The organism is Macellibacteroides sp. (assembly GCF_050251695.1).
Lineage (GTDB): Bacteria > Bacteroidota > Bacteroidia > Bacteroidales > Tannerellaceae > Macellibacteroides > Macellibacteroides fermentans.
Genome location: NZ_JBFWMI010000012.1, coordinates 37,806 through 51,397, shown reverse-complemented (window position 1 = coordinate 51,397; position 13,592 = coordinate 37,806). Strand labels below are relative to the sequence as shown.

11 protein-coding genes and 1 tRNA gene are annotated in these 13,592 nt (G+C 40.6%); 5 read left to right on the top strand and 7 right to left on the bottom strand.

Going from position 1 to position 13,592, the window contains the following annotated elements; genetic code table 11:
• Nucleotides 1–395: 395 nt before the first annotated feature.
• The 5 genes from AB7E53_RS03535 to AB7E53_RS03515 all read right to left on the bottom strand — a co-directional run bounded on the left by AB7E53_RS03535 (nt 396) and on the right by AB7E53_RS03515 (nt 6,991).
• Entirely contained in the window at nt 396–1,571 is a 1,176-nt protein-coding gene (locus tag AB7E53_RS03535) for a TolC family protein (protein ID WP_446774185.1), read from the bottom strand.
• A 12-nt stretch (nt 1,572–1,583) separates the two neighbouring features.
• A complete protein-coding gene (locus AB7E53_RS03530) occupies nt 1,584–4,703 on the bottom strand; it encodes an efflux RND transporter permease subunit (RefSeq protein ID WP_446774183.1) in 3,120 nt (1,039 codons plus the stop codon).
• Nucleotides 4,704–4,720: 17 nt separating this feature from the next.
• Entirely contained in the window at nt 4,721–5,926 is a 1,206-nt protein-coding gene (locus AB7E53_RS03525) for an efflux RND transporter periplasmic adaptor subunit (RefSeq protein WP_446774181.1), read from the bottom strand.
• 156 nt (nt 5,927–6,082) lie between these two features.
• Nucleotides 6,083–6,520 carry a hypothetical protein gene (locus AB7E53_RS03520; protein ID WP_446774179.1) on the bottom strand — a complete coding sequence of 146 codons (438 nt, stop codon included), beginning with the start codon at nt 6,518–6,520 and terminating at the stop codon, nt 6,083–6,085.
• Between the two features lie 48 nt (nt 6,521–6,568).
• Nucleotides 6,569–6,991, bottom strand: a complete 423-nt coding sequence (locus AB7E53_RS03515) for a Fur family transcriptional regulator (protein WP_421466919.1) — start codon at nt 6,989–6,991, stop codon at nt 6,569–6,571.
• Nucleotides 6,992–7,160: 169 nt separating this feature from the next.
• On the opposite strand from AB7E53_RS03515, the gene AB7E53_RS03510 reads away from it, so the two are divergent.
• Nucleotides 7,161–7,616 (top strand): hypothetical protein, encoded by a 456-nt coding sequence (locus AB7E53_RS03510; protein ID WP_446774177.1) that lies wholly within the window; start codon nt 7,161–7,163, stop codon nt 7,614–7,616.
• Nucleotides 7,617–7,717: 101 nt separating this feature from the next.
• On the opposite strand, the gene AB7E53_RS03505 is transcribed toward AB7E53_RS03510, so the two are convergent.
• Both AB7E53_RS03505 and AB7E53_RS03500 read right to left on the bottom strand, forming a co-directional pair.
• Nucleotides 7,718–8,596, bottom strand: coding sequence for a creatininase family protein (locus AB7E53_RS03505; RefSeq protein WP_446774176.1), 879 nt, complete (start codon nt 8,594–8,596; stop codon nt 7,718–7,720).
• A gap of 376 nt (nt 8,597–8,972) precedes the next feature.
• A tRNA-Cys gene (locus AB7E53_RS03500) sits at nt 8,973–9,043 on the bottom strand.
• 176 nt (nt 9,044–9,219) lie between these two features.
• Here AB7E53_RS03500 and rfbC point away from each other — a divergent pair.
• The 4 genes from rfbC to serC all read left to right on the top strand — a co-directional run bounded on the left by rfbC (nt 9,220) and on the right by serC (nt 13,591).
• Entirely contained in the window at nt 9,220–9,777 is a 558-nt protein-coding gene (gene rfbC, locus AB7E53_RS03495) for a dTDP-4-dehydrorhamnose 3,5-epimerase (RefSeq protein WP_068186833.1), read from the top strand.
• A 19-nt stretch (nt 9,778–9,796) separates the two neighbouring features.
• Nucleotides 9,797–10,936 carry a dTDP-glucose 4,6-dehydratase gene (gene rfbB / locus AB7E53_RS03490; RefSeq protein WP_446774174.1) on the top strand — a complete coding sequence of 380 codons (1,140 nt, stop codon included), beginning with the start codon at nt 9,797–9,799 and terminating at the stop codon, nt 10,934–10,936.
• Between the two features lie 145 nt (nt 10,937–11,081).
• Nucleotides 11,082–12,350 (top strand): replication-associated recombination protein A, encoded by a 1,269-nt coding sequence (locus AB7E53_RS03485; RefSeq protein WP_179398952.1) that lies wholly within the window; start codon nt 11,082–11,084, stop codon nt 12,348–12,350.
• Nucleotides 12,351–12,523: 173 nt separating this feature from the next.
• A complete protein-coding gene (gene serC, locus AB7E53_RS03480; RefSeq protein WP_068186823.1) occupies nt 12,524–13,591 on the top strand; it encodes a 3-phosphoserine/phosphohydroxythreonine transaminase in 1,068 nt (355 codons plus the stop codon).
• Nucleotide 13,592 lies beyond the last annotated feature (1 nt).

The window sequence follows — 13,592 nt, the reverse complement described above, 5'->3', positions numbered from 1 at the left end:
TGTGATCCCAAAAATTACAAGGAACTATTACCTCATAACTGGAAAAAGTAATCTAAAAAATTATCTTGCTAAAGCTATAAATAGAATAATACTATTTTATCACACGTACTACACCGAATACTTACTTAGGCTTAAGAGAAAAAATCGTTCGACAATTGTCGAAATGCATTTTGACAGCTGTCGCAATACATTTCGACATATATCAAAATCAATTTCGACATATGTCAAACGATTCAACCACTTAAGTAAAAAACATTCTATATAGCTATAAAACAATTAGTTTACTTAATGTAAAAGCTTATTTTACGGCATATAAATTTACACATAACTAACATACGATAAATAGATCCCTAAACCTCAGGAAATCGAAGGTGCAATATCAACACATTACACCTTTAGAGTTCCACTGCAGATAGTTCAGCAATCGCTTTCTGATAATCACGTTCGGCTTCCAATGCCTGATTTACGGTTGTATAGTACAAACCAATTTCAACTATATAGTCCAAAAGTGAAATTTCACCCGTGTCAAGTGCTTTTTTCAGTAAATCTGTATTGTTTACGTTTGCCAGCGACTGACGATACTTTTCGGCAATTACTTTCAATCCATTTGCCCTATTGTAAAGAGATTGAAGTTGACTGTAGAACTGTTGTTTACGGTCAGCTTCTCGCGATTCGGCTGCCGAAACAGCAACTTTTGCTTGTTTCACACGGTTTTTATTTTCCCACAAAGGGATGGAAATACCAACAGTAAATCCCTGATATTGCTGACCAACAACTTTCTCACTCATATAACCTGTCGAAAAAGTAGGCCAGTTTGAAGCCTTACTAAGGCTAACCTGACTTTTTCCAACTTCAATTTCCTGCTTGATATAAGCCAGCACCGGATTTTTTTGTTCAGCCTCTGCATACCAATCATTAAAATTCAGCGGTAATTGTGTTTGTACAAATTGGTCTTCGTCCAACGCTATATCCACACCGCCGTTAAGCCTTCTCAATTGCGACAATAAAGCATTGCGTTCTACCTCAACACGAGAAAGCTCGCCTAGAACAGAGGCGAGATTCAATTGAATCTTGTTATATTCCAAACGGTTCGCATCTCCTCTATCCAATCGGTCTTTATAACCTTTAGCAATGGTTTCAGCGTGTTGCAAACGCACATCCAATTCTCGTTTCAGGGCGTTAAAGTAGACTAAATCAATGCAATATCGCTTCGCTTCCAACAGTATATTCATGCGATCGGCTTTATATTGAAATTCTATCAAAGTATTCTGTCCGTTCGCTAAGCGGCTTTTCATTCCCGAAATAGTCGGGATATCGAAAGTCTGCTTTATATTGATATCAGTTCGGGAACCAATATTACCCGGTTTTCCCCATAAATAGTTGAATTCAACTTCAGGATTGTCAAGGTATATACTTGTTTTATTTCCTAACTTCTGCGCATCAGCAGTCAGGCGTAACGATTTCAGCGTTGTATTGTTTGCTTCAATCGAATCTAATACTGAATTTATATTATTCTGGGCAATCAACGGAATGCTCACCAATATTGTCGATATTATTATTAATATTTTCATATTCTTTAAGTTTTACTCTGTTACTTCATCGTCTGTTATTACCTCTTCCACAATTTTCTTATTGGTTAAGAGATACATAATAGGAATAATAAATCCATTAAGGAAGGTTGATGTAAGTAATCCTCCAAGAATTACTTTCGCCATAGGACTTTGAATTTCGTTACCCGGTAAATCACCACCTAATGCTAATGGTATAAGAGCTAATCCCGAACTTAGCGCAGTCATCAAAATCGGATTCAAACGGTCAAGCGAACCATGCATTATACTTTCAAATGCCGACATTCCATCATTTTGAAGATCGTTATAGTGCGAAATAAGCAACATGCCGTTACGCGTGGCGATACCAAACAATGATATAAACCCAATAATTGCAGGAATACTGATAACGCCGTCTGTTAAGAAGATAGTAAACACGCCTCCGATAAGTGCCAACGGAAGGTTCAACAGGATGACTGCCGATTGGGTAACGCTTCTAAACTGAGCAAACAACAGCATGAATATAACCATGATAGAAAAAATGGAAGTAATAAGTAAAATACGAGACGCCGCCTGTTCACTCTCGAACTGTCCGCCATATTCAATATGATAACCTTCGGGCAATTTTATTTCCGAATTTATTTTCTTCTGCATATCGTTTACCACACCCCGTAAATCTCGCCCGGCTACATTGGCAGAAATAACGATTTTTCTCGCCACATTTTCACGGTTAATTGTATTGGGACCAGTAGATGAAGAGATTTCGGCAATATAGCTAAACGGAATTTTCCGTCCACCGGCATCAACAATCAGGTTGCGGATACGTTCAGTAGTTGTGCGATAATCATCGTCTACTTTCAGCGTTAAATCAAAGGATTTGTTGCCTTCATAAACCTGCGAAACTACTTCCCCGGCCAACATTACATTAACAATCTCAGCAAATTCGGGAGGTGTAATACCATATTTAGCCAACATTTCACGTTTGGGTTCTATTTTTAATTGCGGACGTTCCACTTGCTGTTCCACATTAAGGTCGGCAACACCTTCCACATCCTGAATAGACGCTTTGATTTGATTGCCTATTGTGAACATTTTATTCAAGTCTGTTCCAAAAAGTTTAATGGCAATATTGGCCCGTGTACCGGACAACATCGCATCAATACGGTGTGAAATAGGTTGTCCAATTTCAATATTCACACCCGACAAGACTTTAAGTTTTTCACGAATTTCGGCTAATACTTCATCTTTCGAACGTTTTTTAAGTACAAAAGGGGCTTCAATTTCCGATACATTCACACCCAAAGCATGTTCGTCCAACTCGGCACGCCCCGTCTTTCTCCCTACAGTTTGTATTTCGGGAATAGACAACAATATGTTTTCGGCGATACGCCCCATCTTATCTGATTCCTCCAACGAAATACCGGGAAGTGTACTAATATTTATTGTAAACGAACCTTCATTAAACGGCGGGAGAAAACTGCGTCCCAATGTAAAGAATATAACAACCGTTGCCACCAGCACCACTCCCGTTCCGCCAAGCACCAATTTACGATGGTTAAGCGTCCATTTCAATGCTTTACCATATACGTTTTTCAGTTTACGCACTACATAAGGCTCACTTTCGGGTTTATCGTTATTTTTCTTCGGCTTACCCAATAAATAACTACATAGAACGGGAGTCAGCGTCAACGCCACCACTGTCGATGCAATCAATGCCACGATAAACGCAATACCAAGTGGAGCCAGCATACGGCCTTCCATTCCTGAAAGGAAAAATAGTGGAACAAAGCTGGCAATAATAATTAGAGTCGAATTTAATATTGGCATCCTAACCTCCTTTGAAGCCTCAAAGACCACTGTCATCACAGTTTTTTGCTCGTCCTTAGGTTTCTGCCTGTTTTCACGCAATCGTTTAAAAACATTTTCTACATCTACAATGGCATCGTCAACCAACGAACCAATAGCAATGGCCATACCACCCAAACTCATGGTATTGATGGTTAGTCCCATTAATTTAAGGGCCAAAATCGAAGCAACCAACGAAAGAGGAATCGTTATTAATGAAATTAGGGTTGTACGAACGTTCATAAGGAAAACAAATAGAACGATAACAACAAATATTCCTCCTTCGTAGAGCGATTTCTGAACATTACCGATAGAATTATCGATAAAACGTGCCTGGCGGAAGATATCCGTGGATAGTTTCACATCCGAGGGAAATGTTGTTTTAAGTTCGGCCAGCGATTGATCCAGCTTGTTTGTCAGTTCGATTGTGCTGGTAGCCGGTTGTTTGGTAACAGTTATCAATACAGCAGCTTTTCCTTTTTCTGAAGCGATACCTAACTTGGGAGCTTTATTGCCAATTTTTACCTGTGCAATGTTTTCAAGCAACACGGGTACATCGTTCATACTTTTGACAACAGTTGCACCCAAAGCAGCAATATTGTTCGTGGAGAGTAAACCACGGATTATATATTCGTTTCCGTATTCATACAGTACTCCCCCCGAAGCATTTTGATTCATTTCCGTTACTACTTTTATTACTTCATCCAGGTTGATACCGTAATGCTTCATCTTTTCAGGATTGAGCAAAATTTGGTATTCCTTGATATCGCCGCCTAATACGGTTACCTGTGCCACTCCTCCGGTAGAAAGCAGTCGCGGACGTATAGTCCAGTCTGCCAACGTACGCAAATCCTGCAAAGATGTAGTATCGGCCGTCAACCCTATAATCATTAATTCTCCTAAAATGGACGATTGCGGACCTAAGGTAGGATTACCCACATTAGAAGGTAAAGCATCTTTAACTACGGCCAATTTTTCGGAAACTATTTGGCGGGCGCGGTAAATATCCGTTCCCCAGTTAAATTCGACCCACACAATTGAAAACCCGGTGGTAGACGACGAACGTACACGACGCACATCAGTTGCTCCGTTTACAGCAGTTTCTACCGGGAAACTAACCAAACGCTCTACCTCTTCAGGCGCCATACCTTTGGCTTCAGTCATTATAACTACGGTTGGGGCATTAAGATCAGGAAATACATCAACTTCCATATTGGTGGCAGTATAGGTTCCCACTAACATCAACAGCAGGGATGCTACCAGCACAACCATCCGGTTATTAAGCGAAAATTTTATTATCTTGTTTAGCATAAAATTCATTTTAGGAGTTAATGACTGTGACTATGTCCTTCTGGCATGATAGACGAAACGGCAGCTAATTTGACTTGATAAACACCTTTGGTTACCACCTTGTCGCCCGCTTTTAGGCCGGAAAGCACTTGTACTCTGTCTCCGTTGCTTTGCCCAAGAGTTACCTCTTGTTTTTTATAACCCTCTTCATCCAATTGCAGATAAACGAAATTCAATCCTTGCTCTTCAGTTAAAGCCGATACCGGGACAGAAATTACATTCTCCAGAGGGTTGGAAAGCAAATATACCGATACGAATGAACCCGGAATGATATCGCCTATATTATCAAATTCAAACGTTACCGGGATATAGAATGATTGTCCACCTGATGCTTTACCAAACGACAGTAAACGTCCGTTCAGGTCAGAAAGCTTATACACCTCATTGTCGTATGATGTCTGAAAATTAGCACCACCTATATTTTTCAGTGATTTGTAATAATTCTCTGATACCTCCGCACGCAATTGAAGGCGTTTGTTTTGCGAAACAGTTGCGATGGGTTGACCTACCGAAACATAGTCACCCTGGCTTACCAAACGATTTTTGATGAAACCGCTTATAGGTGATGTAATCCGTACACCACTTGAGGTGATATTAGCTGCCTGTGCTTCATAAGCTGTTTTGGCAGTCTCATAACGTAAACGGATTTGTTCGTATTCTTTAGCGGAAATGATATTATCTTTTATCAATTTTTCGGCACGTGAAAACTCTTTTTGAGCGGTTTCGTAAACGATTTTTACTTTGGTTGCAGGATCACCTTCTAACAGATTTTTTGCTGAAACTGTTACAATAGCCTCACCAGATCTAACAGCTGCCCCTTCTGTAATGGATCGATTGGAAAAAGATACAATACCGTTGGAAGTTGATACTATCGTGGCCTCATCACCTTGCGAAGCTTGTATTTGTCCGCTTGTTTTGATTACCTGCTGAAATGCACCCGGAGATACTGTCTCTACAATTAAGCCAACAGCCTCGGCTTGCGCTTTGGTAAAGGAAATTTCGTCGGTATGATTACTCTCACCTTTGGCATGATCGTGTCCGTCATCTTCAGAGTGATTATGGCTTTCTCCCTCAGCTAGCGTGTGGATACCTTTAGAATCTTCATTATGTTCTTCCTTTCCCTGATTACAGGAGGTGAAGAATAGCACGGCTATAACGGTTACAAATGATATATACGTTTTCATTTTAATATTGAATTGTTGAATAAGGGCAACTCAGTTTACAGCCTGTTGTATAGGCCGTAAACGGGATATTATCCTTGATTAGTAAAAAATACGGAATAGATAGCGAACTCCTGAATTAAATTCAGAAGTAACTATTGTCCAGGAATGGTCAATAATTCAAGAAATAAGAGCCGGAGGTGCCCTTAGATTGAGGAAGCTGCTTGTTTCAGCAGATTTGTAACATAAAAGATATTCTCCCCATTCGGATTCGAGAATCCCGGAGTTGTCGGTATTATAAATCAAAAAATCTGCAACAAGGATTAAGATAGGATAAAAGTGTGTATGGTGGTGATTATCGCACGAAACCGTACAATTTACTTCTTTATCGGATGTAGAAGCAATGTATTCGAGCTCCGCCACACAAGATTGCCCTTGCTGCCCTTTATCTGGCGCGTCATTGTGGCTGGTATGCTTATCGTTTACAGCATTATCCTGTTCACAATGTTCCATTATCACACAGGCGATACCATGATGATGATGGTGCGGTACAAAAGTAAGCAACAACAACAGCATCGTTGATAGAGAAATGAATGATATGGATAAATTCTTTTTCAAACTATTTTCAACCTTTAACTATGCAAAGATACAATTAAGATTCTGCAACTAAGTTGCAATTTTACTACATTTTCCGCAAAAACCTTTAATAACCAGATTCACACCCTCAATTTCAACATCCGTTGGCAAATCGAATTGTGGGATATGGATGTTATTAAGACAAAATGCTTTTTTACAATAATTACAATAAAAGTGTGCATGCAATTCGTCTAAGCTGCAATTACATTCAGTATTGCATACAGCATATTTTACAGATCCCGAACCATCATCAAAACTATGTATTAATTGTTGATGACGAAATAGATGAATGGTACGCGAAATAGTAGATTTATCAACGCTTATTAATTCATTTTCCAAATCAGCCAAGGTAAACGCCCAATCAAAGTTTAACATTGCTTTTAAAACCAGCACACGATTGGAGGTAGGTTTAATATTCCTGTTTTCAAGAATTTTCAATATTTTATCATTCATTTATTTCTTGATGTATTTCAATGATTAAACTTTGAAGCTTTTGCTTAACTTTGTTTCAAATTCAGAAAGAACATCCTTACAAATATCTATATATTCGTTAATATGGAGGTTCGGCATATAGAAATAGTCGCGCTCAAAATTACAATTTTACGAACACAATAATTACATTATGAAAAGAATATTATTACTTTTTCTTGCCACATTCTTGATATTCAACAATATATCTTCGGAAATATCTGATAGTAGGAATATACTAGGGAATCAACAATCAGATAAAATAAAAGAAGTAGAAAAACATATTAAGAACTTCTATGTCGCCTATTGTACTTGGATGGATAGAGGTATAGATAAAACTACAGGAGATAAACTTGTTACACAATATTTGACGAATAAATTGATTGACAAAAAGAAAAGAGTTGCTCAAACAAATGGTTATGATTTGGTTATTTATGCTCAAGATTTTGATCAAACAGGAGTAAAATCATTGGCTGTAAAACACATTGAAGGTGACTGGTATGCTGTATCTTACTATAATTCATATGATCAACATTGTGTAATTATCCCTTTAAAAATAGCAATACTTAACGATATCATTAAAATTGATGATATTGTAGAATTAGAATAACTTATGTACCAGGCAGAATTGATTTTCTGCCTGGTATTGGGGCAATCCAGCTAACTGCTTGGCTTTTCTATACTAATTAAAAAAATATACTTGCCTAATCTTTATTGCTTTACCTTCGTAGCCTGAGGTGAAGCGGATTCTTGATAGAAATCGTTCTGCAGCTTGTGGGTAATTTTGTCAGCTTTAACGGCTTTAATCACTTCCGAAAGCTGTTTACAACGCTGATCAAAGATCACCTTTCCTAATTCTGCATCCGCATCTTTAGCATCTCCCGCATAATGATTGGGGTATTTCGCATACCACCAGATAGCTGTATAGGCATTGGGTAATTGTAATCGATTCTGGTCGACACCCGACTGACTGGTAGCCTGCTCTTTTTTTACCAGATCTGGTTTAATTAGCATCATTACACTCGATTCTTCTTCATCTGCATGTCCTCCGGTAGTACTTTTACGCATAGAAGTTATTTTAGTTCTGGTTGCGGCATCAACCGAAGGGGTGAAAAGGTAGACTGCATAGTCCTTTGCTTCTGCTAGCTGAGACTGACAGAAATATTGAAGAAAGTTTGTATTACCACCGTGACCATTTACAAGGAGTATCTTCTTAATACCATTTCTGGCTATCTCTTTACAGGTTTCATCAAGCATCTTGTAAAGCAGTTCCGGACTATAGGCAATGGTTCCGGATTGTTGCTTGGCTTCAAATATTTGTCCGGCAAAATAAAAAGGATAAACGATGCAGTATTCCGTAGATGCCGACTTTAAGCTTATAGCTCTTGCTGTAAACACATCGGTTCCCAAAGGTAGATGCGGACCATGTTTCTCGATTACTCCCATCGGAATTATACAAACACCTTCGGATTTCTGAGTTGCCTTTACAAAATCTGGTGAAGTAAGTTCTTCCCAGGCAGCCGGCAAATCCTGTCCACTTGCAGACAGCGCAAGAAACAAGCCGGATAAAATAACAAACAGTCGTTTCATAATAAGTTGGATTTGATTTAATTAGGTTTAAAAAAGTAAAGTTACTTATTAAATACATAAATAGCATTTATTTTTAAATAATTATTCACCTCTTGGACATTCCCGAATGTAATATAGATTAACAAACAATTAAGAAATTCACAAAATCATTTTATCTACATTTTTCCACATTACCTGAATCCCATGGGTTTAGTCTGTTTTCGTAAATAGATTCGAATTGTTGACATGCAAATTACCGGGCTATAATCGGTCTACACGACCCCGTTTTTCTACGACCGGGCTACATATTTTTCGTGTAAGACACCATAAATGAAAATGTAAGTGATTGGGATTGAACTAAATAGAAAAAGCCCCACTCCTGAAAATGGGGCTTTTGAGGTTCCTGGCGGATTCGAACCGCCGTAAACGGTTTTGCAGACCGGTGCCTAGCCACTCGGCCAAGGAACCATTCATTGCAAATGGTGGATCATTACATTATTGCAAGTCTCTCCCGAATTGCGAGTGCAAAGTAAGGCAATCTTTTTGAATCTTGCAAGAGTTCGGTCAACTTTTGTTAAGAAAATATTTTATTGCACATGTTGGCAAAAATGATTTACTTTGTTTTTTATTACAGAGAATACAGAATGAAATATATTCAGACAGAAATAGCAGGGTTGTGGATTATTGAGCCAAAAGTTCTTTCCGATTCGAGAGGTTACTTTATGGAATCGTTTAAACAGGAGGTTTTTAATCAGAATGTGGGGAAGGTAGACTTTATTCAGGAAAATGAATCAGGCTCTTCCCGTGGTGTGTTGCGTGGTTTGCATTATCAGCTGGCTCCTTACTCGCAGGCCAAACTGGTGCGGGTGATTGAGGGCACGGTACTTGATGTGGCGGTGGACTTACGGAAAGGGTCGCCCACTTTCGGAAAGTATATGGCTGTAGAGCTATCCGGACAAAACAAACGCCAGTTCTATATTCCGCAGGGGTTTGCCCACGGCTTTCATGTTCTTAGCGAAAGGGCTGTTTTTACCTATAAAGTGGATAATCCGTATATGCCGTCGCACGAACGTAGTCTGCGTTTTGATGATCCGCAGATTGGGATTGACTGGCAGATTACAGATCCGGAAAATGTTATCCTCTCTGAAAAAGATAAAACTGCACCGCTGCTGGCGGAAGCCGACATTAATTATATTTACTAATATACATCAACGATAAACAATGAAAACTTACCTCGTTACCGGTGCTGCCGGTTTTATTGGAGCTAACTATGTTAAGTATATGCTTGCAACCTATACCGATTGCAAGATTGTAGTGCTGGATTTACTTACCTACGCAGGAAACCTGGGTACGATTGCCGGAGATATTGATGGGGATCGTTGCGAATTTGTGAAAGGGGATATCTGCGACAAAGAATTGGCCGATAGCTTGTTTGACAAATATAAGTTTGATTACGTAGTGAATTTCGCCGCAGAGAGTCACGTAGACCGTAGCATCGAAAATCCGCAGCTTTTCCTGAAGGTAAATATTCTGGGAACTCAGAATCTGCTGGATGCAGCACGCCGTGCCTGGGTTACAGGCAAGGACGAACAGGGTTATCCTACCTGGCGTGAAGGGGTGAGATTCCATCAGGTGTCTACCGACGAGGTGTATGGCAGTTTGGGTGCCGAAGGGTATTTCCATGAAACTACGCCTCTGGATCCCCGCAGTCCGTATAGTGCTTCTAAAACGAGTGCCGACCTGTTTGTAAAGGCTTATTTCGAAACGTTCAAAATGCCGGTGAGCATCACCCGCTGTTCAAATAACTACGGTCCTTATCATTTCCCCGAAAAATTGATTCCGCTCATTATAAAGAACATTCTGGAAGGCAAGTCTCTTCCGGTATATGGAGATGGTACCAATGTACGCGACTGGTTGTATGTAGAAGATCATTGCAAGGCGATTGATGCAGTTGTTCGCAAAGGTCGTGTGGGTGAAGTATATAATGTAGGCGGACATAACGAGAAGCAGAACATAGAAATTGTAAAGCTTACCATTGATACGATTCGCCAACTGATGACTGAGGAGCCTCGCTACCGTAAGGTGCTTAAGAAACAGGAGTTGGATGCAAACGGCGAAATCTCGGTAAGCTGGATAAACTACGACCTGATTACCTTTGTAAAAGATCGTTTGGGGCATGACCAGCGTTATGCCATCGATCCTACTAAAATAAGCACCGAACTGGGTTGGTTGCCTGAAACTTCCTTCGAAGTTGGCATTGTAAAGACGATCCGCTGGTATCTTGAAAATCAGTCGTGGGTTGAAGAAATTACCGGCGGCGATTACCTGAAGTACTACGAACAGATGTACCACAATCGCTGATAACGATTCATCGGCTCTGGATATAGGTACACCCCCTATATCCTACCCTATAGTACCACCGTTAGAAAACATGTGCGCATTTGTTGCTTGTTTTTTAACGGTGAGTTGTTTTGATAAGTAAATTTAAAATCCCAATTTTGTGAGCATGAATCAACCGTTGGCAGAACGTATGCGACCCAGAACGTTGGACGACTATGTGGGACAAAAACACTTGGTTGGACAAGGTGCGGTATTGCGTAAAATGATTGAATCCGGACGTATTCCGTCATTTATTCTTTGGGGTCCGCCGGGTGTGGGGAAAACAACCCTGGCTCAGATTATCGCTTCGCGCCTGGAAGCTCCTTTTTATACGTTAAGTGCCATCAGTTCTGGTGTAAAGGATGTACGCGAAGTAATCGACAAGGCTAAAAGCAACCGGTTTTTCAATACGGTATCGCCCATTCTGTTTATCGACGAGATTCACAGATTCAGCAAGTCTCAGCAGGATTCGCTGCTTCACGCGGTAGAAACCGGTGTGGTTACCCTGATAGGTGCAACTACCGAAAATCCCTCCTTCGAAGTGATTCGTCCCCTGCTCTCGCGCTGCCAAGTCTATGTGCTCAAGTCGTTGGATAAGGAAGATCTCCTTTCTCTGATGCACAAGGCAATCACAGAGGATATACTATTGAAAGAGAAGAAATTTGATATAAAGGAGACGGATGCCTTACTTCGTTTTTCCGGAGGAGACGCCCGCAAACTACTTAATATAATAGATTTGCTGGTTTCGGCCAATGAGGATGAAGTGGTTGAGGTGACCGACGAGGCTGTGGTTGAACGGCTGCAGGAAAATCCGGCGGCGTACGACAAAGGCGGCGAAATGCATTACGATATTATTTCAGCATTTATTAAGTCGATCCGGGGTAGCGACCCCGATGCTGCCATTTACTGGCTTGCCCGCATGGTGGCCGGTGGCGAAGATCCTGAATTTATTGCCCGCCGGTTGGTTATATCGGCTGCGGAAGACATCGGACTGGCAAACCCAAATGCCTTATTGCTGGCAAATGCATGTTTTGATGCACTTAAGAAGATAGGATGGCCCGAAGGACGGATCATTCTGGCCGAAACAACAGTCTACCTTGCCTGCAGTGCAAAAAGCAATTCGGCCTACCTGGCCATAGACGAGGCCCTGGCTCTTGTAAATCGTACGGGCAACCTGCCTGTACCCCTTCATCTGCGCAATGCCCCCACCAAGCTGATGTCCGAATTGAATTACGGGAAAGAGTACAAATATGCCCACGATTACGAAGGTCACTTCGTAAAACAGGCCTATCTTCCCCACGAAGTAGAGAACGAAAGGCTTTGGATTGGCCAGTCAAATGCGTCGGAAAGCAAACTTATCCAATATATGAAAAGCTTATGGGGAGACAGGTTTTAGTATTATTCTGTTACCTTTTCCACGGGTTTTACTTGAGTATTGTTACAATAAAACGCATTTTGAAGAACAATTTTCATAAATTTAGATGGTTGATTTCAAAAAAAGCAGTACTTTCGCGGCTCTAAATAACGAAGAATGTTACTTTCTATAAAATAATATTAAAAAACAATGGTATGAAAAAGCACAATTTTTATGCTGGTCCCTCTATTCTGAGCGAGTACACAATCAAGAACACAGCCGCAGCTGTCGAAAATTTCGCCGGCACCGGGTTATCGATTCTTGAAGTCTCGCATAGAAGCAAAGAGTTTGTGGCCGTAAGCGACGAAGCACGTGCACTTATTAAAGAATTGTTAGATGTTCCGGCTGGCTACGAAGTTGTATTCCTGGGCGGCGGGGCAAGTTTACAGTTCTGTATGGTACCGTTTAACTTGTTAAACAAAAAAGCGTCTTATTTAGACACTGGCACCTGGGCATCAAATGCGATCAAAGAGGCTAAATTCTTTGGCAACGTAGAAGTTGTCGCCTCCTCGAAGGATTCAAATTACTCTTTTATTCCCAAAAACTTCACAGTTTCGCCGGATTCCGATTATTTTCACTTTACTACAAACAATACGATCTTTGGTACAGAGATGCGTTATGACCCGGAAGTTGGCTGTCCGCTGGTTGCAGACATGTCGTCAGACATATTCTCCCGTCCCATCGACGTTTCAAAATACGATGTCATTTATGCAGGCGCTCAGAAAAATCTGGCTCCGGCAGGTGTTACGTTGGCAATTGTTCGCGAAGGTGCCCTGGGCAATGTAGAGCGTCCGATTCCAACCATGCTTGATTACCGTACACATATCAAAAAAGAATCTATGTTTAACACTCCTCCTGTATTGCCTATTTTTGCAGCTTTGCAAACATTGAGATGGTATAAGGAATTGGGTGGTGTGGCTGCGCTCGAAAAGATTAATCTTGAGAAAGCAGCTATTCTTTATGATGAGATAGATCGTAACAAACTTTTCAAAGGAACTGCAGCTGTTGAAGACCGCTCGATCATGAACGTTTGTTTTGTTATGAATGAAGAATACCAGGAACTGGAAGCTGAGTTCAACTCGTTTGCTTCAGCTGCCGGTATGGTAGGTATTAAAGGTCACCGTTCGGTTGGAGGTTTCAGAGCATCTATCTATAATGCAATGCCAAAAAGCAGTGTAGAGGCTTTGGTTGCCACAATGAAGGAATTTGAAAAACTTCACTAAG

What these genes read in the sequence shown, in the direction of transcription:
- AB7E53_RS03535 (WP_446774185.1), bottom strand. Translation starts at nt 1,571, where the DNA reads ATGAAAATATTAATAATAATATCGACAATATTGGTGAGCATTCCGTTG.
- AB7E53_RS03530 (WP_446774183.1), bottom strand. Translation starts at nt 4,703, where the DNA reads ATGCTAAACAAGATAATAAAATTTTCGCTTAATAACCGGATGGTTGTG.
- AB7E53_RS03525 (WP_446774181.1), bottom strand. Translation starts at nt 5,926, where the DNA reads ATGAAAACGTATATATCATTTGTAACCGTTATAGCCGTGCTATTCTTC.
- AB7E53_RS03515 (WP_421466919.1), bottom strand. Translation starts at nt 6,991, where the DNA reads ATGAATGATAAAATATTGAAAATTCTTGAAAACAGGAATATTAAACCT.
- AB7E53_RS03510 (WP_446774177.1), top strand. Translation starts at nt 7,161, where the DNA reads ATGAAAAGAATATTATTACTTTTTCTTGCCACATTCTTGATATTCAAC.
- AB7E53_RS03505 (WP_446774176.1), bottom strand. Translation starts at nt 8,596, where the DNA reads ATGAAACGACTGTTTGTTATTTTATCCGGCTTGTTTCTTGCGCTGTCT.
- rfbC (WP_068186833.1), top strand. Translation starts at nt 9,220, where the DNA reads ATGAAATATATTCAGACAGAAATAGCAGGGTTGTGGATTATTGAGCCA.
- rfbB (WP_446774174.1), top strand. Translation starts at nt 9,797, where the DNA reads ATGAAAACTTACCTCGTTACCGGTGCTGCCGGTTTTATTGGAGCTAAC.
- AB7E53_RS03485 (WP_179398952.1), top strand. Translation starts at nt 11,082, where the DNA reads ATGAATCAACCGTTGGCAGAACGTATGCGACCCAGAACGTTGGACGAC.
- serC (WP_068186823.1), top strand. Translation starts at nt 12,524, where the DNA reads ATGAAAAAGCACAATTTTTATGCTGGTCCCTCTATTCTGAGCGAGTAC.